22 protein-coding genes are annotated in these 20,832 nt (G+C 65.4%); 10 read left to right on the top strand and 12 right to left on the bottom strand.

Features of this window, described 5'->3' with window-relative positions:
- Positions 1–74: 74 nt before the first annotated feature.
- Positions 75–830: an outer membrane beta-barrel protein gene (locus OU800_RS23115; protein ID WP_268179817.1), complete on the top strand. Its 756-nt coding sequence runs from the start codon at positions 75–77 to the stop codon at positions 828–830.
- A 93-nt stretch (positions 831–923) separates the two neighbouring features.
- On the opposite strand, the gene OU800_RS23110 is transcribed toward OU800_RS23115, so the two are convergent.
- Entirely contained in the window at positions 924–1,799 is an 876-nt protein-coding gene (locus OU800_RS23110) for a DMT family transporter (RefSeq protein ID WP_268179796.1), read from the bottom strand.
- Positions 1,800–2,148: 349 nt separating this feature from the next.
- Here OU800_RS23110 and OU800_RS23105 point away from each other — a divergent pair, with 349 nt between their 5' ends.
- The 4 genes from OU800_RS23105 (at position 2,149) to OU800_RS23090 (ending at position 5,663) form a co-directional block, all read left to right on the top strand.
- Positions 2,149–3,642, top strand: a complete 1,494-nt coding sequence (locus tag OU800_RS23105; protein WP_268179794.1) for an acetyl-CoA hydrolase/transferase family protein — start codon at positions 2,149–2,151, stop codon at positions 3,640–3,642.
- Between the two features lie 162 nt (positions 3,643–3,804).
- Positions 3,805–3,972 (top strand): rubredoxin, encoded by a 168-nt coding sequence (locus OU800_RS23100; protein ID WP_268179792.1) that lies wholly within the window; start codon positions 3,805–3,807, stop codon positions 3,970–3,972.
- 83 nt (positions 3,973–4,055) lie between these two features.
- Positions 4,056–5,204, top strand: a complete 1,149-nt coding sequence (locus OU800_RS23095; protein WP_268179790.1) for an NAD(P)/FAD-dependent oxidoreductase — start codon at positions 4,056–4,058, stop codon at positions 5,202–5,204.
- Between the two features lie 186 nt (positions 5,205–5,390).
- Positions 5,391–5,663, top strand: coding sequence for an HU family DNA-binding protein (locus OU800_RS23090; RefSeq protein WP_268179788.1), 273 nt, complete (start codon positions 5,391–5,393; stop codon positions 5,661–5,663).
- 82 nt (positions 5,664–5,745) lie between these two features.
- Here the strand turns inward: OU800_RS23090 and OU800_RS23085 are convergent, their stop codons facing one another.
- Positions 5,746–6,111, bottom strand: coding sequence for an SH3 domain-containing protein (locus OU800_RS23085; RefSeq protein ID WP_268179786.1), 366 nt, complete (start codon positions 6,109–6,111; stop codon positions 5,746–5,748).
- A gap of 155 nt (positions 6,112–6,266) precedes the next feature.
- Between OU800_RS23085 and OU800_RS23080 the strand changes: the two genes are divergently transcribed.
- Positions 6,267–6,662 carry a helicase gene (locus OU800_RS23080; protein WP_268179784.1) on the top strand — a complete coding sequence of 132 codons (396 nt, stop codon included), beginning with the start codon at positions 6,267–6,269 and terminating at the stop codon, positions 6,660–6,662.
- Between the two features lie 60 nt (positions 6,663–6,722).
- Positions 6,723–7,475, top strand: a complete 753-nt coding sequence (locus OU800_RS23075) for a hypothetical protein (protein WP_268179782.1) — start codon at positions 6,723–6,725, stop codon at positions 7,473–7,475.
- 187 nt (positions 7,476–7,662) lie between these two features.
- Here OU800_RS23075 and OU800_RS23070 read toward each other — a convergent pair whose 3' ends face one another.
- From OU800_RS23070 to exbB, 6 genes are all read right to left on the bottom strand, one after another.
- Positions 7,663–9,066, bottom strand: coding sequence for an aminoacyl-tRNA deacylase and HDOD domain-containing protein (locus OU800_RS23070; protein ID WP_268179781.1), 1,404 nt, complete (start codon positions 9,064–9,066; stop codon positions 7,663–7,665).
- 90 nt (positions 9,067–9,156) lie between these two features.
- Positions 9,157–11,232 (bottom strand): ATP-dependent DNA helicase RecG, encoded by a 2,076-nt coding sequence (gene recG, locus OU800_RS23065; RefSeq protein WP_268179780.1) that lies wholly within the window; start codon positions 11,230–11,232, stop codon positions 9,157–9,159.
- A 7-nt stretch (positions 11,233–11,239) separates the two neighbouring features.
- Positions 11,240–12,166: a hydrogen peroxide-inducible genes activator gene (locus tag OU800_RS23060; RefSeq protein ID WP_268179779.1), complete on the bottom strand. Its 927-nt coding sequence runs from the start codon at positions 12,164–12,166 to the stop codon at positions 11,240–11,242.
- 87 nt (positions 12,167–12,253) lie between these two features.
- Positions 12,254–12,997, bottom strand: a complete 744-nt coding sequence (locus OU800_RS23055) for an energy transducer TonB (protein ID WP_442446229.1) — start codon at positions 12,995–12,997, stop codon at positions 12,254–12,256.
- Positions 12,994–13,413 (bottom strand): TonB system transport protein ExbD, encoded by a 420-nt coding sequence (gene exbD, locus OU800_RS23050; protein WP_268179777.1) that lies wholly within the window; start codon positions 13,411–13,413, stop codon positions 12,994–12,996. The genes OU800_RS23055 and exbD overlap by 4 nt, the downstream gene beginning before the upstream one ends.
- Positions 13,414–13,416: 3 nt before the next feature.
- Positions 13,417–14,511: a tonB-system energizer ExbB gene (exbB, locus tag OU800_RS23045; protein WP_268179776.1), complete on the bottom strand. Its 1,095-nt coding sequence runs from the start codon at positions 14,509–14,511 to the stop codon at positions 13,417–13,419.
- Positions 14,512–14,693: 182 nt separating this feature from the next.
- On the opposite strand from exbB, the gene OU800_RS23040 reads away from it, so the two are divergent.
- The 3 genes from OU800_RS23040 to OU800_RS23030 all read left to right on the top strand — a co-directional run bounded on the left by OU800_RS23040 (position 14,694) and on the right by OU800_RS23030 (position 17,045).
- The gene (locus tag OU800_RS23040; protein ID WP_268179775.1) at positions 14,694–15,551 is read left to right on the top strand and encodes an NAD-dependent epimerase/dehydratase family protein; all 858 of its coding nucleotides are present in this window, start codon (positions 14,694–14,696) and stop codon (positions 15,549–15,551) included.
- A gap of 2 nt (positions 15,552–15,553) precedes the next feature.
- Positions 15,554–16,354, top strand: a complete 801-nt coding sequence (locus tag OU800_RS23035; RefSeq protein ID WP_268179774.1) for a helix-turn-helix domain-containing protein — start codon at positions 15,554–15,556, stop codon at positions 16,352–16,354.
- Positions 16,355–16,424: 70 nt separating this feature from the next.
- Positions 16,425–17,045 carry a LysE family translocator gene (locus OU800_RS23030; RefSeq protein ID WP_268179772.1) on the top strand — a complete coding sequence of 207 codons (621 nt, stop codon included), beginning with the start codon at positions 16,425–16,427 and terminating at the stop codon, positions 17,043–17,045.
- A gap of 18 nt (positions 17,046–17,063) precedes the next feature.
- Here OU800_RS23030 and OU800_RS23025 read toward each other — a convergent pair whose 3' ends face one another.
- The 4 genes from OU800_RS23025 to rpoZ form a co-directional block, all read right to left on the bottom strand.
- On the bottom strand, positions 17,064–17,795 hold the full coding sequence (locus OU800_RS23025) for a hypothetical protein (RefSeq protein WP_268179771.1): 732 nt from the start codon (positions 17,793–17,795) through the stop codon (positions 17,064–17,066).
- A 60-nt stretch (positions 17,796–17,855) separates the two neighbouring features.
- Positions 17,856–18,236 carry a RidA family protein gene (locus tag OU800_RS23020; RefSeq protein WP_268179770.1) on the bottom strand — a complete coding sequence of 127 codons (381 nt, stop codon included), beginning with the start codon at positions 18,234–18,236 and terminating at the stop codon, positions 17,856–17,858.
- A 141-nt stretch (positions 18,237–18,377) separates the two neighbouring features.
- The gene (spoT, locus tag OU800_RS23015; protein WP_268179768.1) at positions 18,378–20,486 is read right to left on the bottom strand and encodes a bifunctional GTP diphosphokinase/guanosine-3',5'-bis pyrophosphate 3'-pyrophosphohydrolase; all 2,109 of its coding nucleotides are present in this window, start codon (positions 20,484–20,486) and stop codon (positions 18,378–18,380) included.
- 63 nt (positions 20,487–20,549) lie between these two features.
- Entirely contained in the window at positions 20,550–20,813 is a 264-nt protein-coding gene (rpoZ, locus tag OU800_RS23010; RefSeq protein ID WP_037051139.1) for a DNA-directed RNA polymerase subunit omega, read from the bottom strand.
- Positions 20,814–20,832: the final 19 nt, after the last annotated feature.

Below are 20,832 nucleotides of genomic sequence, written 5' to 3'. Positions count from 1 at the left end.
CTGGGGCAGTCTAGGAGTTTGCGTCGCACCATTTTGGTGAGCGGCGTTATTCACTCATTGCCAAGGATATAGCCATGCAACTGACCAGAATGACCCCGAAAGCGACTCTTGCCCTGTGCCTGGCGGGCGCCTCGCAGGCCTATGCCGATTCGGTCACCGACCCGATCTCCACCTTCGGCGTGATCGCCTCGCACAACCAGTACAAACTCACCGTGGATGACGACAGCGACAAGGAACGCCTCAACCAGGGCGGCCTGTTCTACCACTTCGGCAACAAGCTGACGGGGCAGGAAGGCTTCATCTACCAGGCCGGCATCGAAGGCCAGTACCGCGACAAGGATGATGTCGAATACAAGTCCGCGCGGGCCGATATCGACCTTGGCCTGCGTGCGGCACTGAGCACCAACAATTACGTCGACCTGATCGTCGGCGGCGGTTATGACTGGGGGCGCATCGAGCAGGATGACGTCGGCCCGTTCGACAGCAACGTCAAGCTCACCAGCAAGTCGCCCTTCGCCAAGGCGGGTTTGGGCTACAACTACCTGACGCCGAACTACACCCTGCGCCTGGAGGTCGGGGCACGCTACTCGATCAACTCCGAGGCACGTCTGAAGGTCGATGGCGACAGTGACTCGGTGGATCTCAAGGACAAGGTCAACCCTTATGGCGAGCTGACCATGCTGTGGAACAAGGGCATCAACAATGTCCCGATCAGCACCAGCCTGTACTACACCCAGACGCGCTACGAGCTGGACAGCAACAGCGAGCTGGCCGAGCGCAGCAAGCTCAAGCAGGAGCAGGTGGGCCTGCGCGTCGGTCTGGCATTCTAGGCCTGGTAGGCAGTACCGCAGCGCCCGGTTCGTCCGGGCGCACCGCGTTTCAGGGTGGTGCTAGCGCTGCGGGGCAATCTCACAGCGAAGTGGTCATGGTTTGGCCTCGCAGCCCACGGCAGCTACGGGGCGCGAAGGCCGTTCAGCGAGCAGCGCGGCGATCAGCACCAGGGCGCCGCCGAACCATTCGCCCGGCCCCAACTGGCGCTCGCCGAAGGCCGCGGCGGTCAGTACCGCGACCACCAGTTCGACCAGCACCAGCACCGCCGCGCGGCTGGTTTCGACGTGGCTGAAGCCATATTGCGCGGCACACATGGCGATCAGCCAGAACACCCCGAACAGGCCAAGCTGCAGCCACTGCATGGGGGCCACCGCCGGCAGCGCGATCTCCTGCAGCAAGCAGAACAGCCCACCGCTGAGCGCCGCCCCGACGAAGGCGGCGAGCGTCTTGCTGGCCAGTGGAACCTGCCCGGCGGAGCGGGTGGCCAGGTTGTTGGCGGCGAAGGCGATGCCGGCTGACAACGCCAGCCAGTCACTGCCTTGCAGCGGACGGAAGGTGTCGGCATCGATGCCCAGGGTCAGGGTGATGCCGCATATGGCCAGCAGCACCGCGCCGCAGCGACTGGCATTGAGCCGTTCGCCGAGCAGCAGGCGGCTGCCCAGCAGGCTCCATACCGGCGCCAGGTAGAACAGCAGCATGGCGCGTACCACGTCGCCTTCGGACAGGGCACCGACCAGTCCGGCAGTGGCCCAGCCGCCACACAGACAGACCACCGCCAGGGCGCGCCGCTGCGGCCACCAGGCGCGTTGCTGAGCCAGCAGCACCGGCACGGCCAGCAGGCATAGCAGGCTGTAGCTGTAGACCACCACCGGCATGCCGAGCAGTCCCTGTCTGGCCAGGTGTTCCAGGGGCATCCAGCCCAGGCCCCAGAAGCTGGCGCCGAGCAGCAGAACGACTTCCGGGCGCATCCCAATCTCCCATCCAGGCACCGTCACAGGTGCCCTGCATCTGTTCATCGAGGAGGCTCATCGCGCAGCGTCGCGTCGTCTGGCGCGGCTGCGTGTCCGAGCCGAGTGAGTTCGGGCAGCAAGTCCGGTGCCAGCTACGTCCGAGTGCCTGAATGATGGGCATTGCACTGGCGCGACTCTCTTGGCCCCGCACCAAAGCCAGGCACCTGCCTGGCTTTGGTGCGGGGCTGACTGAATCCGACGAAAGGCGCGCCCTAGAGCCATCAATGCGACCTTGGTCGAGCATGCGAAGGCGGTTCGCGGCTCTAGACTGCCGCTCTTTCCGACCCTGCCTTTCGAGGTTTTTCCGATGCATTGTGATCGTGTGCGGCTGCCTGCGCTGTTGGACAAGGTGATGACGGCGGCCGAAGCGGCCGCCCTGATCGAGGACGGCATGACCGTCGGCATGAGCGGTTTCACCCGCGCAGGCGAAGCCAAGGCGGTACCGCTGGCGCTGGCCGAACGTGCCCGCCAGCAGCCGCTGAGCATCAGCCTGATGACCGGCGCGAGCCTCGGTAACGACCTCGACAAGCAACTCACCGAGGCCGGCGTGCTGGCCCGGCGCATGCCGTTCCAGGTCGATGCCACGCTGCGCAAGGCGATCAACGACGGCCGCGTCATGTTCATCGACCAGCACCTGTCGGAAACCGTTGAGCAACTGCGCAACCACCAGCTCAAGAAGCCCGATATCGCCGTGATCGAGGCGCTGGCTATCACCGAGCAGGGCCATATCGTACCGACCACCTCGGTGGGCAACTCGGCCAGCTTCGCCATTTTCGCCGAGCGTGTGATCGTCGAGATCAACCTGGCGCACAACGCCAATCTCGAAGGCCTGCACGACATCTACATTCCCACCTACCGGCCGACCCGCACGCCCATCCCGTTGACCCGGGTGGACGACCGCATCGGCGCCACCGCCATCCCCATCCCGGCGGAGAAGATCGCCGCCATCGTCATCAGCGAGCAGCCGGACTCGCCCTCCACCGTGCTGCCGCCGGACTGCGAAACCCAGGCCATTGCCGACCACCTGATCGACTTCTTCAAGCGCGAAGTGAACGCCGGGCGCATGAGCAACAGCCTCGGCCCGCTGCAGGCCGGCATCGGCTCCATCGCCAATGCGGTGATGTGTGGCCTGATCGACTCGCCGTTCGAGGGCCTGAGCATGTACTCCGAGGTGCTGCAGGACTCCACCTTCGACCTGTTCGATGCCGGCAAGCTGGCCTTCGCCTCGGGCAGCTCGATCACCCTCTCGGCGCGGCGCAATGCCGATGTGTTCGGTAACCTGGAGCGCTACAAGGACAAGTTGGTGCTGCGCCCGCAGGAAATCTCCAATCACCCCGAGGTGGTGCGGCGCCTGGGCATCATCGGCATCAACACGGCGCTGGAGTTCGACCTGTACGGCAACGTCAACTCCACCCACGTCGGCGGCACGCGGATGATGAACGGCATCGGTGGCAGTGGCGATTTCGCCCGCAACGCCCACCTGGCGATCTTCGTCACCAAGTCCATCGCCAAGGCCGGGGCGATCTCCAGCGTGGTGCCCATGGTCAGCCATGTCGATCATAGCGAGCATGACGTCGATATCCTCGTCACCGAGCAGGGCCTGGCCGACCTGCGGGGTCTGGCGCCGCGCGAGCGCGCCCGGGCGATCATCGACAATTGCGTGCACCCGGACTTCCGCGCCGCACTGAACGACTACTTCGAGCGTGCCTGCCAACGGGGTGGCCACACGCCGCACATCCTGCGCGAAGCGCTGCAGTGGCACATCAACCTGGAAGAGACCGGGCGCATGCTCGCAGGCTGATGGGCTAGGGGCTGTTGTCGTTTCGCGCATGACTCGCGTCGAAACGGCACAGACCCTATGCTGGTCATACCCAACCTCCGACTGGCCGGCCGGCGCTGATCTGGCCAGCCGGCGCACGATCCAGTAGGGTGTGATGCGCCAGCTTCCGGGGAGACCTGAACCATGCGCAAATGGCAATGCATCGTCTGCGGTTTCATCTACGACGAGGCCCTGGGCCTGCCCGAGGAGGGCATCGCGCCCGGCACGGCCTGGGAAGACGTGCCCGCCGACTGGGTGTGCCCGGACTGCGGCGTGGGCAAGGTCGACTTCGAGATGATCGAGATCGTCTGAGCACGGCGAGCTGGCATGAGCAACGGATCAATGGCGACGGCCTGCAGGCCGTCGCGTCGTTTTCGCAGTGAGGAATCACCCCCATGAGTGCACCTGTCGTCATCGTCGGTACCGGCCTGGCCGGTTACAACCTGGCCAAGGAATGGCGCAAGCTCGACAGCGAGACGCCGCTGCTGCTGATCAGCGCCGATGACGGCCGCTCCTACTCCAAGCCCATGCTGTCCACCGGCTTCGGCAAGAACAAGGATGCCGACGGCCTGGTGATGGCCGAGGCCGGCGCCATGGCCGAGCAGCTCAAGGCCGAGATCCGCACCCATACCCGTATCACCGGCATCGACCCGGGCCACAAGCGCCTGTGGATCGGCGAGGAAGCCGTGCCTTACCGCGACCTGGTGCTGGCCTGGGGCGCCGAGCCGATCCGCGTGCCGGTGGCCGGTGATGCCGAGGACGCCATCTTTCCCATCAACGACCTCGAGGACTACGCACGCTTCCGTGCAGCCGCGGCAGGCAAGCGCCGCGTGCTGATCCTTGGGGCCGGGCTGATCGGCTGCGAGTTCGCCAACGACCTGCGCCTGGGGGGGCTGGATGTCGACGTGGTGGCGCCTTGCGAGCAGGTGATGCCGGGCCTGCTGCATCCGGCCGCGGCTGCTGCCGTACAGGCTGGGCTGGAAGGGCTGGGCACACGTTTTCATCTCGGCCCGACCCTGGCCAGCCTGCAGCACCAGGGCGAGGCGCTGCAGGCACATCTGTCCGACGGTACGCTGATCGACTGCGACCTGGTGGTGTCCGCCGTCGGCCTGCGTCCGCGTACCGCGCTGGCCGCAGCGGCTGGCCTGGACATCAACCGTGGGGTGATGGTGGATCGGCAATTGCGCACCTCGCACGCCAATATCTTCGCCCTGGGTGATTGCGCCGAGGTCGATGGCCTCAACCTGCTCTACGTCATGCCGTTGATGAATTGCGCGCGGGCCCTGGCCAAGACCCTGGCCGGCGAGCCGACTGCGGTGGCCTACGGCCCCATGCCGGTGACGGTGAAGACCCCGGCCTGCCCGCTGGTGGTGTCGCCCCCTCCCCATGGCAGCCAGGGCGAGTGGACGATCGACGGCAGCGGCGCGGATATCAAGGCGCTATGTCGAGATGCCGCCGGTGCACTGCTTGGCTACGCCCTGACCGGGGCTGCCGTGCAGGAGAAACTGGCCTTGAACAAGGAGTTGCCAGCGCTGTTGGCCTAAATACCGGGCGTTCTGTCGGATACGCCACGAAAATCGGCCTGTAATGCCTGGCGGGGTACTGGCGCCGGGCGAACTGGCGTGCCATTCTGCTTGCGTCTGCCGCAGCGCAGAGCTGTTGCGGCGCCTTGGGCGCTGTTCTGAAGAACAGCACGGACACAACAACAAAAAACCGTCAAAGAGGCACTTATGCGTAAACCGGAACTCGCCGCCGCCATTGCCGAGAAGGCTGACCTGACCAAGGATCAGGCCAATCGTGTACTCAACGCCGTACTCGAAGAGATCACCAATGCGCTGAACCGCAAGGACAGCGTGACTCTGGTGGGCTTCGGCACATTCGTCCAGCGTCATCGCGGTGCCCGCACGGGCAAGAACCCGCAAACCGGCCAGCCGGTGAAGATCAAGGCCAGTAACACCGTGGCCTTCAAGCCGGGAAAATCCCTCAAGGATGCGGTCAACTGACGAGCCAGGCTTCGGCAGGCCGTTAGGCAAGGCGCCCTGCAAGCGCTTCCTGTCGGTGGAGGCGGTTGCAGGGCGTCGTGTTTCAGGGCGTGATTTCGCGCAGGTTCGCCAGCGGCACCCAGCCGGACGCCTGACTGCCCAGCTTTTCGCACCAGACCCAGCCGTTCAGATGGCGGCTGCCGATGAGCCGCTCCCCGATGCGCACATCCAGTTCCCTGGCCGTGTAATCCTCGCGGGCGCGAGCACAGTGCTCATCGATCCTGTCGAGAATTTGCAGGGGAACCCAGCCGCCTTTCTGTCCAGGTGCCGTGCAGAACCGCCAGTCCTCCCAGCCTTCCGGCCCCTCGTAGCGCTCGCCCAGGATCAACCGCGTGCCCTTCACGAAATGAATGGGCTCAGGGTATTCGCTCTGGTGATCCTGAATGACCTGATAATGAACGCTCAGCATGGAACCTGCACGCGGATGGGGAGGATGTCTGTCACCTTAGGCGGCAGGTCAGAGGTGAGCAAGGGTTCGGGCAAGCCGTTCTTTGGGCAGGCTGTAGTTCGGCGTTCAAGACACTACAATGCGCCATCATCCTCTTCGTTTCCTGAGGCCTGCGCATGAAATTTCGTTTTCTTCTTTGGATGCTGGGCCGGCTGATGGCCAAGGCCAGCCGTGACAACCCTGCTTTCCAGCAGCAACTGGAAGGGCGTGATCTGGTATTCCAGTTGCACACCCTGGACGGCAAGCTGGCACGTCACTACATCGTCAAGAACCAGCGGGTCAGCAGCAAGCGTGGCGTGGCCAATGAGCCGGCTTTCGCCATCGGCTTCAAGGACGCCCCCTTCGGCTTCGCCACCATGACCGCGAAGAACAAGCAACTGGCGTTCATGCAGGGCATCCAGAACAAGGACATCCAGATTCAGGGCAACCCGGCATTGGTCATGTGGTTCCAGGGCCTGACCAAGTACCTGATGCCCAAGAAGAAGGCCGGTTCGGCGAAAAAGGCCGCTTGACTGGTCGTCAGGCCGGGCATTGTCTAGGCTGCCTGCAGGTTCCTGCGAGAAGCCTCGATCATGCGCTCCCTGCTCCTGCCCTGCCTGTTGCTATCGGCCTGCCTGGCGCGTGCCGAGCCCGTCTCGGCGCCTGCCATGTTGCGCGTCTTCGAGCTGGCGGGCATTCAACTGCTCTGCGAGCAGAGCGCGCCCATGCTGTCGCACGGCCAGGATGCCGCGCAACATGCGCTCCTGCAGACCCTCTTCGACCCACAGGCGCTTTGCCGGCAACTGGCCGAGCGTCTTGCCGTGCGCTTCGAGTTGGCACAGCTTGAGCAGGCCCAGGCCGCACTTGGTGGCGAGTTGGCACAGCGTTTCACTGAGGCCGAACGCGAAGTGGGCGAGCAACCCGAGGCACTGGCCGCCTACCGCGAACGTCTGCGGCAACAGCCGGTGCGAGGCGCACGACTGGCGTTGATCCAGCGCCTCGACCAGGCCGCCCATACCTCCGAACTGGCCAGCCTGCTGCGTTACGAGGTGGGCAAGACCCAGGCCCTGCTGGCGCTCCTGGCGCGCGGCGAGGATCTGGACGAGCAAAGTCTGCAGGAGCGCACGCAAGCGCAGGCCGAAGCCATCCACCAGTCCAGTGCGCAGGCGGTGGAATCCTTCATGCTCTTTGCCTATCGGCAGATGCCCAGCGACCAGTTGGCCGCCTATGCGGCGCTGTATGAGCAGCCCGAGGTACAGGCATTGCTTGCGGCCAGCCTGCAGACCATGCCGGAACTATTCGGCGAGCGGCGCGAGCAGCTACGCAAGACGGTGAGCAAGCCGTAGGGCGGACTGGAACGCCGGTCGTTCGTAGCGAACAGTCCGCCTGGCCATGCCGAGTTCGGCGCCACGACTCCTGTCCAATACTCCACAAATGGCGCGCTGCCCGGTGCGCCCTGCGGCACTGCATGGATGCAGGCGACGCAGGAGGCCAAAGCCGAGTACGCCTTACGTACCTTCGTGGCGGCAGGCTTCAGTGCGTGGGGAACTGCGCAGCCAGTTCGCGCAGCGCCGCTTCGGCACTGAGCACCTTGTTCACGGCGTCTTCGGCTTTTTCCCGGCTCAGGCCGAGGGCCTCGAACAGTTCCTCGGGAATCTCGCCGCGTGGGCCGGCGCCGATACCGCGATTGCGCAGCAGGCTCACGGCCAGGCACACCAGGTTGGCGAACGCGGCGTTGTCCCCGGCGTAGCTCGGGTCGTGCTGGAAACGCAGGGCGCAGGACAGCTCTTCGGGCATGTCCCAGTGGCGCATCAGCCAGGCGCCGATCTGCTCGCGGGTGATGCCCAGCAGGTGCTGCTCGACATGGCTGTGCGACAGGTGCGGATTGACCTCCAGGTGACGGCAGATCAGCGAGAAGTGCGGCGGAAAGACATGCGCCAGCACCAGATAGCCGAAGTTGTGCAGCAGGCCAGCGAGGTAGGTCAGGCCTGCCTCCGGGCGTTGCGCGCGGGGTAGAGCCCGGGTCAGGCCCTCGATCACGGCGGCGGTGTAGATCGCCTGTTGCCAGTAGGGGGTGGCCTGTTGCGGTTGATCCTTGGGCAGGCTCAGGGTCTTGCCTAGCGCCAGGCCCAGGGCCAGGTTGATCACCAGGTCGAAACCCAGTACGCGGACGATGGCGTCCTCCACCGAGCGGATCTTGCCGGGGGCCGCGTAGTAGGGCGAAGCGGCCCAGCTCACCACCTGTGCCGCCAGCGCCGGATCGGTCTCGACCACGCCGGTGATGTCATCCACCGTGGCATTGGGGTCGACGCGCAGCTTGATGATCTTCTGTGCGGTTTCCGCCAGCGGCGGAATCTCGATGGTTTCTTCCAGGCGCTGCTGGATGCGGCGTGCGGTGAAGGCCTGTACCGCCTGGGTGATCTCGGCGCGGTCATCGTCGGGGCGGTCGAGGTTCAGGCGAATGGCACTGACGGGCTCGCCGAAACGTGCGGCGCTGGCCTTGCTGAGCAGGGTCTTGAAGGCTTCCGTGGGGATCTCCAGCAGTACGCCGGGCTGGCCGGAGTCGACCAGCAGCTTGGGCGCTTGCAACAGGCGCTCTTCATACAGGCAAGGCGAACTGGTCAGGGGTGGCAGGCCGGGCAGCAGCGCCAGGGCATGCTTTCCCAGCATGCGCTCCAGGCGTTCCGGGCGCACGGCGGTGAGCTGGCGCCCGGTGAGTTCGGCCAGGCGCGCCAGGTCGAGCAACTGACTGCGCGGATAGAGCACCAGCAGGGCGCCGACGGCGTCCTCCAGCAGTACCGCCTGGACGCGTGCCTCGGCCGGCAGGCCAGGGCGCTCCGTGATGACCTGGTAGGGCAGGGCGAGCTTTTCCAGCAGTTGCACGATCATGGCAGGCGGTTGCAGTGAGGCGTCGGGAGCGAAAGCGGCTTCAGTCATATCGATATCCAGCGTTGGCGCGTCTGCCCGAAGTATAACCAGTGGGCAGGTGCGCACAGTTTCGTGGCGACGGGCGTATTGTGAAGAATGTCACACTTGACCGTATTGTTGGCCGTGACGCAACCAGCGTTCCAGCAGCGGCGCCACATGTTGCGGCCAATGTTCCATCAGGGCCTGGGCGGCGTCACGCACGGCCGGCAGCAGATCGGCGTCGCGCATCAGGTCGGCGACCTTGAATTGCAGCAGGCCGGTCTGGCGTGTACCGAGCATTTCCCCGGGGCCGCGCAGTTCCAGATCCTTCTCGGCGATGACGAAACCATCGGTGGTCTCGCGCATGATCGCCAGGCGTTCGCGGCCCAGTTGCGACAGCGGCGCGTGATAGAGCAGCACGCAATGGCTGGCGGCGCTACCCCGGCCGACCCGCCCACGTAGCTGGTGCAACTGGGCCAGGCCCAGGCGCTCCGGGTTCTCGATGATCATCAGGCTGGCGTTGGGCACGTCCACGCCCACCTCGATCACCGTGGTGGCCACCAGCAACTGCAGGTGGCCTTGCTTGAATTCGTCCATCACCGCCGCCTTCTCAGCCGGCTTCATGCGCCCGTGAATCAGGCCCACGCGCAACTCGCCGAGGGCGGCGGAAAGCTCCTCGAAACTGGTTTCCGCGGCCTGGCAGGTCAGCTCCTCGGATTCCTCGATCAGGGTGCATACCCAGTAGGCCTGGCGCCCCTGGCGGCAGGCATTGCGCACTCGCTCGATGACTTCGATGCGACGGCTATCGGCGATCACCAGGGTATTCACCGGGGTACGACCAGGGGGCAGTTCGTCGAGGATCGAGGTGTCCAGGTCGGCGTAGGCGCTCATGGCCAGCGTACGCGGGATGGGCGTGGCGGTCATGATCAACTGATGTGGGCACAGGCGCCCGTCGATGCCTTTCTGGCGCAGGGCCAGACGCTGTTGCACGCCGAAGCGGTGCTGCTCGTCGATGATCACCAGTGCCAGCCGCTTGAATTTCACCTCGTCCTGAAACAGCGCATGGGTGCCGACCACCATGGGGCAGCCGCCTGCGATCTGCTCCAGAGCCGCTGCGCGGGCCTTGCCCTTGAGCTTGCCGGCCAGCCAGGCGACCTCCAGGCCAAGCGGCGCGAGCCATTTGCTGAAGTTGAGAAAGTGCTGCTCGGCGAGGATCTCGGTGGGTGCCATCAGCGCCACCTGATAGCCGGCCTCCAGCGCCTGCAGGGCGGCCAGTGCGGCGACCACGGTCTTGCCGGCGCCGACGTCGCCTTGCACCAGGCGCAGCATGGGCTCGCTCTGCGCCAGGTCATAGGCGATCTCGGCGCCGACCCGCTGCTGCGCGCCGGTGGGGGCGAAGCCGAGGTTATCGAGGAACTGCCGGGGCAGTTTCTGCGCCGCCGGCAGCGCCGGAGCCTGCTGGGTGCGCACCTGCTCGCGCAGGCGTTGCAGGGAAAGCTGATGGGTCAGCAACTCCTCGAACGCCAGGCGGTGCTGGGCCCAGTGACGGCCTTCGGCAAGCTCTTCGACATCGGCGTCCGGCGGTGGCCGGTGCAGGTAGCGAATGGCTTCATCCAGCGGTGCCAGGCGGTAATCGCGGGCTAGCTGGTCGGGCAGCCAGTCCGGCAGGCTGCGTGGGCCGAGCCGCGCCAGGGCTTGCTGGCTGAGCTGGCGCAGACGCTGTTGGGTGAGGCCTTCGGTAGTGGGGTAGATGGGGGTCAGGCTCTGTTCTACCGGGGCCGGTTCGTCGCCATTCTGCGCGCGGTATTCCGGGTGATAGATCTCCAGGCCGGTGGCGCCCGGACGCACCTCGCCGTAGCAGCGCAGGGTGGTGCCGCGTTTCAGGCCATCCTTCTGCGCCTGGCTGAAGTGGAAGAAGCGCAGGCTCAGGGTACCGCTGCCGTCCTGCAAGCGCACCAGCAGGCTGCGGCGGCGACCCATGACCACATCGGCCCCGGCGACCATGCCTTCGACCACTGCATCCTGGCCTGGGCGGAGGGCGCCGATGGGGGTGATGCGGGTGCGATCCTGATAGCGCAGCGGCAGGTGGAAGAGCACGTCCTGCAGGTTTTCCAGGCCCACCTTGGCGAGCTTTTCCGCCAGGGCGGCGCCCACGCCCTTGAGCGCAGTGACCGGTACCGTCGCCAGTTCGCTCACGCCAGCCTCAGGCGCTCTTGGCCTGTGGGCGGGCGACCGAGCACAGGCGCACGGAGTCGGCCAGCACTTCGATGGCGTTGGGCCGTGGGAAGCTGGCGCGCCAGGCGATGGCCACGGTGCGGAAGGGCACGGGCGCGCTGAGCGGGCGTACTTCGATCACCCCAGGGGCGTAATGGTGGCTGTCCACCGCCGAGAACGGCAGGATCGACACGCCGAGGCCGGAGGCGACCATGTGGCGGATGGTTTCCAGCGAGCTGGACTCCACCGTGGTGTGCTTGGCGTGCTCGTCGCCACCCTTGCGTAGCGAGGGGCAGGCCTCCAGCACCTGGTCGCGGAAGCAGTGGCCTTCGCCCAGCAGCAGCAGGCTCTTGTCGTTGAGCAGCTTGGTGTCGATGCTGTCCATCTTCGCCCAGGGGTGGCCGGCGGGCAGCAGGGCGAAGAAGGGCTCGTCGTACAGCGGCTTGGTCAGGACATCGGCTTCCTGGAAGGGCAGGGCGATGATGATGGCGTCCAGTTCACCCGTGCGCAGCTTGTCGCGCAGTATGTGGGTGAAGTTTTCCTCGATGTACAACGGCATGTCCGGGGCGACCCGGTGCAGTTGCGGAATCAGGTGCGGGAACAGGTAGGGGCCAACGGTATAGATGGCGCCGATGCGCAGCGGCGCGGCTAGCTGGTTCTTGCCGGCTTGGGCCAGTTCGCGGATGCCTTGCGCTTGCTCCAGTACCTTCTGTGCCTGGGTGACGATGCCTTCGCCCACTGGCGTCAGGCGCACCGCGCTCTTGCTACGCTCGAAGATCAGCACGCCGAGTTCGTCCTCGAGCTTCTTCACGCCCACCGACAGGGTCGGCTGGCTGACGTGGCAACGCTCGGCCGCGCGGCCGAAATGCTGCTCCTGAGCGAGGGTGACGATGTAGCGCAGTTCGGTGAGGGTCATAGTATTTTTCCATTGGACTGCCGCAAGCATAGCGGTTGCAGTCAATGGAACCAAGCGCCCATGGCTGCATGCCTGGGCGCTCGGCCGTCAGCGTCGTTCCAGCGAGTAGGAGAACGGCGCGATGATTTCCAGCGTGCCGTTGTTCAGCAGCTCTGCTGGCGGCTTGGGTAGCGGCTGGGCACGACGGATGGTCTGCAGCGTGGCGCGATCCAGCGAGGCGCTGCCGGATTTGCCGACCAGGCTGTAGGACTGCACCATGCCATTGGCATCGACCACGAAACGCAGGCGATTGGTGCCCTTGATGCCACGACGACGCGCATCCTCCGGGTAACGCTTGTAGCGCGCCAGGTGGTTGAACAGCTCGCTCTGCCAGGTGCGTTCGGCCGCACTCGGCGCACTCGCGGCGGCGGCCTGCGGTGCTGCCGGTTTGCTGTCGCTGGGCGCCGGGGTTGTCGGGGCGACGGTTTCCTTGACGCTCTCGGTCTCCTGCGGTTTGACAGGCTTGGGCTCCGGCGGCTTGGGTTTCGGAGGCTGCGGCTTGGGCTTGGGTTTCGGCTTGGGCGGCAGGGCGATCTTCGGCTTCGGCGCTTCGACGACCTTGGGCTGCGGCTCGGGCTCCGGTTCCGGTTGTACCGGCGGCGGTGGTGGCGCCGGCGCGGGGGCGGGAGCCGGCAGTGGCTCCAGCTCGATCATCATGGCGGCAGGCGGCAACTCCAGCGGCTGCGCCTTGACCGTCCAGAACATCATCCATAGTCCGATCGCCACATGCAGGCCGAGAATCACCAGCAGGCTGAGGCCCCAACCGGACAGCTTGCGTACATTGGCCATCAGTTACCGACCGTCTCCAGGCCTACCAGGCCGATCTTCAGATAGCCCGCGCTACGCAGGGCGTCCATCACTTCCATGAGGCGACCGTAATCGACCTTCTTGTCGCCACGGACGAAGATGGTCTTGTCCTTGTCGGCCTGGGTCAGCTTGTCCAGGGCGGCGCCGAGCTGCTGCTCGCTGACCACCTCGTTGTCCAGATACAGGCTGAGGTCTTCCTTGATGCTCAGGTAGATCGGCTTGTCCGGACGCGGCGCGGGTTTGGCCGTGGAGGCGGGTAGATCCACCTTGATGTCCACGGTCGCCAGCGGTGCGGCGACCATGAAGATGATCAACAGCACCAGCATCACGTCGATGAAGGGCGTCACGTTGATTTCGTGCGTTTCCTGCAGATCGTCGCTCTCGTTGAGATGAATGCCCATGGCTTACCCTGCCTTGACCATGTGCGGTGCCTGGCGCTCGCCCGGCAGGTGGTCGAGGTCGCGGCTGACCAGCAGCAGCACCTGTGCCGAGGCGTCGGAGACCTGGGCCTTGTAGCTGGCGATGGAGCGGGCGAAGGCGTTGTAGATCACCACGGCCGGGATCGCCGCGACCAGGCCCAGGGCGGTGGCCAGCAGGGCTTCGGCGATGCCGGGGGCGACCACGGCGAGGTTGGTGGTCTGGGTCTTGGCGATGCCGATGAAGCTGTTCATGATGCCCCAGACGGTGCCGAACAGGCCGACGAAGGGGGCGGTGGAACCGATGGTGGCGAGCACGCCGGTGCCCTGGCTCATCTGCCTGCCGCAGGCGGCGACCAGGCGCTCGAGGCGAAAGCTGACGCGCTCCTTGATGCCATCGGTGCCCTGCACGTTGCCGGATAGCTTCACTTCCTCCAGAGCATCCTGCACCAGGCGATGGGAGATGCACGCCTCGCCGTTCATGCTGTTGCCGGCGTCTTTCAGGGTGCGCGCGGCTTTCAGTACCGGCAGTTCGCGACGCAGGCGACGGCGGGCGACGGTCAGCTCGACGGTCTTCGCCAGCCACACGGTCCAGGTCAGGATGGACGCGAGAATCAGGCCGATCATCACCCCTTTGACCACTACGTCCGCGCCCTGGTACATGCCCCAGGGAGAGAGGTCATGGGCCATGGCTGGCTCCTCGAGTGCCGCATCGTCCAGCCCTGCGCCGATATTCTCGGCCTGAGCCATGGCCTCCAGTGTCTTCTCGATCTCCTCGGCCGGCACCCCCTGCTCGGTCAGCGTCTGGCGGGTCGTTTCACGAATCTGCTGCGGCGTGGCATCCGCGCCGAGCGCCTCCAGTTTGCTGGCCAGCTCCGCATTGCCTGCCGATACGGCTGCCGGCAGCGCAGCATCGTTCGCGGCAGGTGCTTCGGCCGCTGTCGCAGCCGCAGCAGGCGTGGCTGGTTCTTCGGCGAATGCAGTGCCACCGGGCAGCAGGGCCATGCCGAGCAGGAAGGCGGCCAGCGTGCGGGTGCGACGGAAGAACGAGAAGGGCTTGGCGCTGAGAGCGGTAGGTTTCATGGGGTGGACCTGAACGGTGAATTGCAATGTCGACCGTCGCACAGGTGCGGCGGAAAGTGGTGCATTATTGCAATTAATTCTTGTTTGTGAAAGTGATAATGTAACACTCGCTCGGCCTTGCCGCTGAAGTTTGCCGCTTGCGGGCCGCGCCCTTTATCCTCGGGCTTTTGGGAGGCGCTCCGATGCTCGAATCTCCTCGTGTACTGATAGCCGGTTGCGGCGACGTAGGCAGTCGCCTGGCATTGCGCCTGCAAGACAAGGGCTGGGTGGTGCATGGCTTGCGGCGCAACGTCGCGGCCTTGCCGGCGGGCATTCATGCGGTGCCGGGCGACCTGCAGGTGGCCACCTGCCCAGCGGCCTGGCCGACCGCTGAGCTGGACTACCTGGTGTACTGCGCCGCTGCCAGCCAGCATGACGAGGCCGGCTATCGCGCCGCATACGTCGAGGGCTTGCGCCATGTGCTGAGTTGGCTGGCCACGCATGGACAGCGACCTCGGCGCCTGCTCTTCGTGTCCAGCAGCGGGGTCTATGGTCAGCAGGAGGGGGAGTGGGTCGACGAGGATTCGCTGGCCGAGGCGCAGAGCTACTCGGCTGTGATCATGCGCGAGGCGGAACGCCTCGCCCTGAACAGCGGTCTGCCAGCGACCACGGTGCGCCTGACCGGGCTCTACGGCCCAGGCCGCCAGTGGTTGCTGAATCAGGTGCGCAATGGCTACCGGGTCAACGCGACGCCGCCGCTGTACGGCAATCGCATCCATGTCGACGACGCCGCCGGGCTGCTCGCTCATCTGCTCGAAGCCGATGGTCGTGGCGAGCCTCTGGCCGACTGCTACCTGGGCGTGGACGATGAGCCGGCGCCGCTGCACGAGGTGGTGGCCTGGCTGCGTGAGCGCCTGGGTGTTAGCCACTGGAGCGACGAGCAGCGCGTGCGCCGTGCCGGCAGCAAGCGTTGCAGCAACGCCCGCGCCCGCGCACTGGGCTGGGCGCCGCAGTATCCCAGCTACCGCGAAGGCTACAGCGCGATCCTGCAAGGTGCCTGAGGGTGGACGCCAACCGCCTGCTGGCCAAGCCCTGGTTGCCCGGTGTGGAGCTGTTTCACGCCGACTTCTCCGGACAGCCGTTCGGGCGTCACAGCCACGATGCCTTCGCCATCGGTGCCATCGTCCAGGGTGTCGGTGGCTACCAGTGTCGCGGTCAGCGCCACGCTCTGCCGGCCGGCACCCTGTCGCTGATGAATCCCGAGGAGCCGCATACCGGTCATGCCGAGTCGCCGCGCCTGGTTTACCGCATGCTCTATGTGGAGGAGTTGCGGCTGCCGGCCTTGCTCGGGCGCAAGCGTCTGCCGGGTGGTTTTGACTGTCTCAATCCCGCCGATGATGGCGCCATTGCCGCTGCCCTGGCGCGCCTGGCCGGGGAATTCGAGCGCAGTGATGCGCTGGTCCTGGAAAGCGAGCTGCTGGCCGTGCTGGAACTGGTGTTCGTGCGCCATGGTGGTTTGCGTGCGGCACGCCCCGCCGCGCGTGATGGCGGGGTGACGGCGCGGGTGCGCGACTATCTGGAGGCGCATTACGCCGAGGCGGTTTCCCTTGAGCAACTGGCGGCATTGGTGCAACGCCATCCGCGTCACCTGATCGAGGCTTTCCGCCAGGCCTATGGCGTACCGCCGCATACCTACCTGTTGCAGCGCCGGGTGCGCGAGGCCAAGCGTCTGCTGCTGGGCGACCAGGCGCCGCTGGCGGTGGCCCTGGGCCTGGGCTTCTACGATCAGGCGCATTTTTCCGGCACCTTCAAGCGTTTCACTGGCGTGACCCCCGGTCAGTTCCGGCGCGCCGCGCAGACCTGAGTTTTCTCCAAGACGGCGGCTCATGGGGCTGGCGAGACTGACCTCCTGTTCAGAGGGAGGTCATTTTGCGATGTTCGCGTTGTTCCTGTTGGTGGCTGGCACCCATTTCGCCGCGCTGTTGTCGCCGGGGCCGGATTTCTTTCTGCTGATCCGTACGGCGCTCGGTGAGGGGCGGCGCCAGGCCGATGGTTGCGCCAGCGGTATCGCCCTGGCCAACCTGCTGAGCATGATCCTGGTGCTGCTCGCGCTGGGGATGTTGCCGGGGCAGGGCGGAGCGTTCTGGCGGGCCTTGCAGGCGGTTGGTGGCGGTTATTTCATCTGGCTCGGTATGCAGGCGCTGTTCGCCAGGCGCGAGCTGCAGTTGTCGTCGGCGGAGCAACTGGCGCAAGGCAACTGGTGGCACGGCCTGCGTCAGGGCCTGCTGGCCAGCAGCCTCAACCCCAAGCTGCCCTTGTTCTATGCCGGGTTGTTTGGCGTGCTGCGCGAAGCGGCAATGCCCGCCTGGGGCCTGGCATTGGCCATGCTGTGGATGACTCTGGTGGTCTTGGGGTGGGATCTGGCCCTGGTGCGGCTACTGCGTCATCGGCGCTGGCGAGCCTGGTTGCAGCGCCAGGTGCGCTGGCTGGATCGAGGCTGTGGAGTGCTGCTGTCGGCCCTTGGGCTCTGGTTGTTGATCGGCAGCGCGGCCTGAGCGCCGCGCTGCCTGCGATCATTTGCGCTTGAGCAACCAGCGTTGCGGGCCGGGCTGGTACTCGGGCATCTCGTCGAACTGGGCACGGTTCTGCGCCTCGAAGATGCGTAGCTGATTGCCCTCATGGACGAACAGCCAGGGGCTGCCCTGATCGCCCAGTTGCAGCCAGATGCTGTCGTTGTCACCGCTCATGGCAGCGCAATCACCGGCCAGGCACAGCGCGTAGCGTTCGGCGCCGGGCAGGCCCTGCAGGCTGCCGTCCGCGCCAAAGCGCACCAGGCCGCCCTGGCCGGGGCCTTCCACGATCATCCAGTCGCCGCCCAGGTAGGCGCGGTACAGGGCCTGCTCGAAATTGCTACCCGGGGCCGACGAAGCCTGGGCTGGCGGCACCCGGACGAACTGCTGCTCTGGCCAGTAATCGCTGGCAACCTGAGTGAGTTGACCCTCGTGCATGCTGAGCTGCTCGCGGTAGTTGCCGTAGAAGGTCACCTGCCAGTGCAGGGGATCCAGCGGCTCGATGTTGCCTTCGGCCAGCTCGAAGCCATTGCTGTAGGTCGCCTGCCGTTGCCGGGTATCGATATGCCACTCGAGGTTGGGGCCGTAGGCCAGCAGTGATTCGCGCAGATGGCCGCTTTCGCGCGCGGCATCGATGGCAGCCTGGTTGATCCAGGTGCCATTGGGATCGTCGTTCGGTTTGCTGGCGCAGCCAACCAACAAGGTGCTGCACAACAGCAGGGTGATCAGGCGCATGATGCTCTCCGCATGGGAGATAAAGAGGGAACAGGCGGGGCCTGAGCCCCGCCGCCGGGCTTATTCGAGCACCAGGATGGCGTCCATTTCCACCTGCGCGCCGCGCGGCAGAGCGGCCACGCCGATGGCGGCACGGGCCGGGTAGGGCTGCTCGAAGTAACGGCCCATGATCTCGTTGACCTTGGCGAAGTGCGACAGGTCGGTGAGGAAGATGTTCAGCTTGACGATGTCCTTGAACGAACCACCGGCTGCTTCGGCCACGGCCTTGAGGTTCTCGAACACCTGCACGGTCTGCGCCTCGAAACCTTCCACCAGTTCCATGCTCGCCGGATCCAGCGGGATCTGCCCGGACATGTAGACGGTGTTGCCGGCCTTGATCGCTTGGGAGTAGGTGCCGATGGCGGCGGGGGCCTTGTCGCTGCTGATGACGGTCTTGCTCATGAATGACTCCTTGAAAGGGCAGCCTCAAGCCGGAAGCTCCAAGCTGCAAGTAAAGACGGCTGTCAGGCTACAGATTGCACATGGCGGGCTCAAGAAAGCAGCGCGTGCTTGTCGCTTGCAGCATGAGGCTGGTCGCTGTCGTCAGGCGCGTACCCGAGTGATGCGGGTGACGCCCTTGAGCGCGCGCAGCTTCTTGATCACCCGTGCCAGGTGCACGCGGTCGTGCACGCTGATCACCAGTTGTACCACGCTGATGCGGCCATCGCGCTCGTCCATGCCGATCTTCTCGATATTGCCATCGGCGGCGTTGACGCTGCTGGCCAGCAGGGCGATCAGGCCGCGCTGGTGCTCCAGCTCGACGCGCAACTCGACGTTGAATTCGCCGGTGACATCCTTGGCCCAGTTGAGCTGGATGCATTTTTCCGGGTTGTGGCGGATGTCGACGATATTGCGGCAGCTTTCCATGTGCACCACCATGCCCTTGCCGGCAGACAGGTAGCCGACGATGGGGTCGCCCGGGATTGGTGTGCAGCATTTGGCGTAGCTCATCACCAGGCCTTCGGTGCCGCGGATCGCCAGTGGCCCTTCGCTATTCGGCAGGGCATCGCCGCTCTCGGCCAGCAGACGGCGGGCGACCACGTAGGCCATGCGATTGCCCAGGCCGATGTCCTCGAGCAGATCCTCGAAGACTTCCTGGCGGTACTCGGCAACCACGGCTTGCACGCGCTCCGGGGCGATCTTTTCCAGGTGTGTGTCGAAGCTGGCCAGCACCTTGTTTAGCAGGCGTTCGCCGAGGCTGATGGATTCCGAGCGGCGCTGCTGTTTGAGGGCGTGGCGAATGTGCGTACGTGCCTTGCCGGTGACCACGAAGTTGAGCCAGGCCGGATTGGGGCGGGCGCCCGGGGCGGTGACGATTTCCACCGTCGAGCCGCTTTCCAGCGCCTGCGACAGCGGCGCCAGACGGCGGTTGATGCGGCAGGCGATGCAGGTATTGCCGACGTCGGTGTGCACCGCGTAGGCGAAGTCGACCGCGGTGGAGCCTTTCGGCAGCTCCATGATGCGGCCCTTGGGCGTGAACACGTAGACCTCGTCCGGGAACAGGTCGATCTTCACGCTCTCGATAAATTCCAGGGAATTACCCGCTCTCTGCTGGAGTTCGAGTACACCCTTGACCCACTGCCGCGCACGGGCGTGATTGCCCTTGGGCACATCGTCATCGTTGGACTTGTACAGCCAGTGCGCGGCGATGCCGTTGTTGGCCATCTCCTCCATCTCGCGCGTGCGGATCTGGATCTCGATGGGCACGCCGTGCATGCCGAACAGCGTGGTGTGCAGCGACTGGTAGCCGTTGGCCTTGGGAATCGCGATGTAATCCTTGAAGCGCCCCGGCAGCGGCTTGTACAGGTTGTGCACGGCGCCGAGCACGCGGTAGCAGGTGTCGACCTTGTCGACGATGATACGGAAGGCGTAGACGTCCATGATCTCGTTGAACGCCTTACGCTTGCCGCGCATCTTCTGGTAGATGCTGTAGAGGTGCTTCTCGCGGCCGATCACCTCGCCTTCCATGCCCTCGCGTTGCAGGCAGGCCTGGATCGATTCCTCGATCTTGGCGACGATCTCCTTGCGGTTGCCCCGAGCGCGGCGCACGGCGGCGCGGATGCGCTCGGAGCGCATCGGGTGCATGGCCTTGAAGCCCAGATCCTCGAACTCCACGCGCATGTTGTGCATGCCCAGGCGGTTGGCGATGGGGGCGTAGATTTCCAGGGTTTCCTTGGCGATGCGCCGGCTCTTCTCGTGCGGCATGGCATCGAGGGTGCGCATGTTGTGCAGGCGGTCGGCGAGCTTGACCAGAATCACGCGAATGTCGCGGGCCATGGCCATGGCCATCTTCTGGAAGTTCTCGGCCTGCGCTTCGGCCTTGGTCTCGAAGTTCATCTGGGTCAGTTTGCTGACCCCGTCGACCAGTTCGGCCACGGTTTCGCCGAACTGCGCGTTGAGCGCTTCCTTGGCGATGCCGGTGTCTTCGATCACGTCGTGCAGCATGGCGGCCATCAGGCTCTGATGATCCATGTGCATGTCGGCGAGGATGCTGGCCACGGCCAGCGGATGGGTCACGTAGGCTTCGCCGCTGCGGCGGCGTTGCCCATCGTGCGCCTGTTCGGCGTAGAAATAGGCTCGGCGCACCAGGTTGACCTGGTCATGGCCGAGGTAGGTCGAAAGTCGGTCGGCGAGAGCGTCTATGCCAGCCATGGGGTGCCTCCCTCATGACCGGCTTGGCTATGCGCCGCGCAACTTCGACCCGGCATCATCGACTTACAGAGGCTCGTTGGCCTCTTCCTCGAAGGCAGCGAACAGCGGCTCTTCTTCGACGATGTCTTCCTGGGCGACGATCTCGGCGTCTACCAGGCCAGCCGCGATCTCGCGCAGGGCGACGACGGTGGGCTTGTCGTTTTCCCAAGCCACTTTCGGCTCCTTGCCGCCGGTGGCTAGCTGGCGCGAACGCTTGGTCGCGAGCATGACCAGCTCGAAGCGGTTATCAACGTTGTCCAGGCAATCTTCGACGGTAACGCGAGCCATGGTGTTCCTCGTAACATGT

It is taken from the genome of Pseudomonas sp. GOM7 (assembly GCF_026723825.1).
GTDB lineage: Bacteria > Pseudomonadota > Gammaproteobacteria > Pseudomonadales > Pseudomonadaceae > Aquipseudomonas.
Note: the sequence above shows the minus strand (reverse complement) of the source record. Positions and strands in the feature narration are given on the sequence as shown.

Excerpts from the sequence above, each read along its gene's own strand:
- OU800_RS23040 (WP_268179775.1), top strand. The coding sequence starts at position 14,694 with ATGCTCGAATCTCCTCGTGTACTGATAGCCGGTTGCGGCGACGTAGGC.
- OU800_RS23025 (WP_268179771.1), bottom strand. The coding sequence starts at position 17,795 with ATGCGCCTGATCACCCTGCTGTTGTGCAGCACCTTGTTGGTTGGCTGC.
- exbB (WP_268179776.1), bottom strand. The coding sequence starts at position 14,511 with ATGAAACCTACCGCTCTCAGCGCCAAGCCCTTCTCGTTCTTCCGTCGC.
- OU800_RS23095 (WP_268179790.1), top strand. The coding sequence starts at position 4,056 with ATGAGTGCACCTGTCGTCATCGTCGGTACCGGCCTGGCCGGTTACAAC.
- OU800_RS23090 (WP_268179788.1), top strand. The coding sequence starts at position 5,391 with ATGCGTAAACCGGAACTCGCCGCCGCCATTGCCGAGAAGGCTGACCTG.
- OU800_RS23060 (WP_268179779.1), bottom strand. The coding sequence starts at position 12,166 with ATGACCCTCACCGAACTGCGCTACATCGTCACCCTCGCTCAGGAGCAG.
- OU800_RS23105 (WP_268179794.1), top strand. The coding sequence starts at position 2,149 with ATGCATTGTGATCGTGTGCGGCTGCCTGCGCTGTTGGACAAGGTGATG.
- OU800_RS23100 (WP_268179792.1), top strand. The coding sequence starts at position 3,805 with ATGCGCAAATGGCAATGCATCGTCTGCGGTTTCATCTACGACGAGGCC.
- exbD (WP_268179777.1), bottom strand. The coding sequence starts at position 13,413 with ATGGGCATTCATCTCAACGAGAGCGACGATCTGCAGGAAACGCACGAA.
- OU800_RS23030 (WP_268179772.1), top strand. The coding sequence starts at position 16,425 with ATGTTCGCGTTGTTCCTGTTGGTGGCTGGCACCCATTTCGCCGCGCTG.
- OU800_RS23075 (WP_268179782.1), top strand. The coding sequence starts at position 6,723 with ATGCGCTCCCTGCTCCTGCCCTGCCTGTTGCTATCGGCCTGCCTGGCG.
- spoT (WP_268179768.1), bottom strand. The coding sequence starts at position 20,486 with ATGGCTGGCATAGACGCTCTCGCCGACCGACTTTCGACCTACCTCGGC.
- rpoZ (WP_037051139.1), bottom strand. The coding sequence starts at position 20,813 with ATGGCTCGCGTTACCGTCGAAGATTGCCTGGACAACGTTGATAACCGC.
- OU800_RS23085 (WP_268179786.1), bottom strand. The coding sequence starts at position 6,111 with ATGCTGAGCGTTCATTATCAGGTCATTCAGGATCACCAGAGCGAATAC.
- OU800_RS23115 (WP_268179817.1), top strand. The coding sequence starts at position 75 with ATGCAACTGACCAGAATGACCCCGAAAGCGACTCTTGCCCTGTGCCTG.
- OU800_RS23070 (WP_268179781.1), bottom strand. The coding sequence starts at position 9,066 with ATGACTGAAGCCGCTTTCGCTCCCGACGCCTCACTGCAACCGCCTGCC.
- OU800_RS23110 (WP_268179796.1), bottom strand. The coding sequence starts at position 1,799 with ATGCGCCCGGAAGTCGTTCTGCTGCTCGGCGCCAGCTTCTGGGGCCTG.
- OU800_RS23080 (WP_268179784.1), top strand. The coding sequence starts at position 6,267 with ATGAAATTTCGTTTTCTTCTTTGGATGCTGGGCCGGCTGATGGCCAAG.
- OU800_RS23020 (WP_268179770.1), bottom strand. The coding sequence starts at position 18,236 with ATGAGCAAGACCGTCATCAGCAGCGACAAGGCCCCCGCCGCCATCGGC.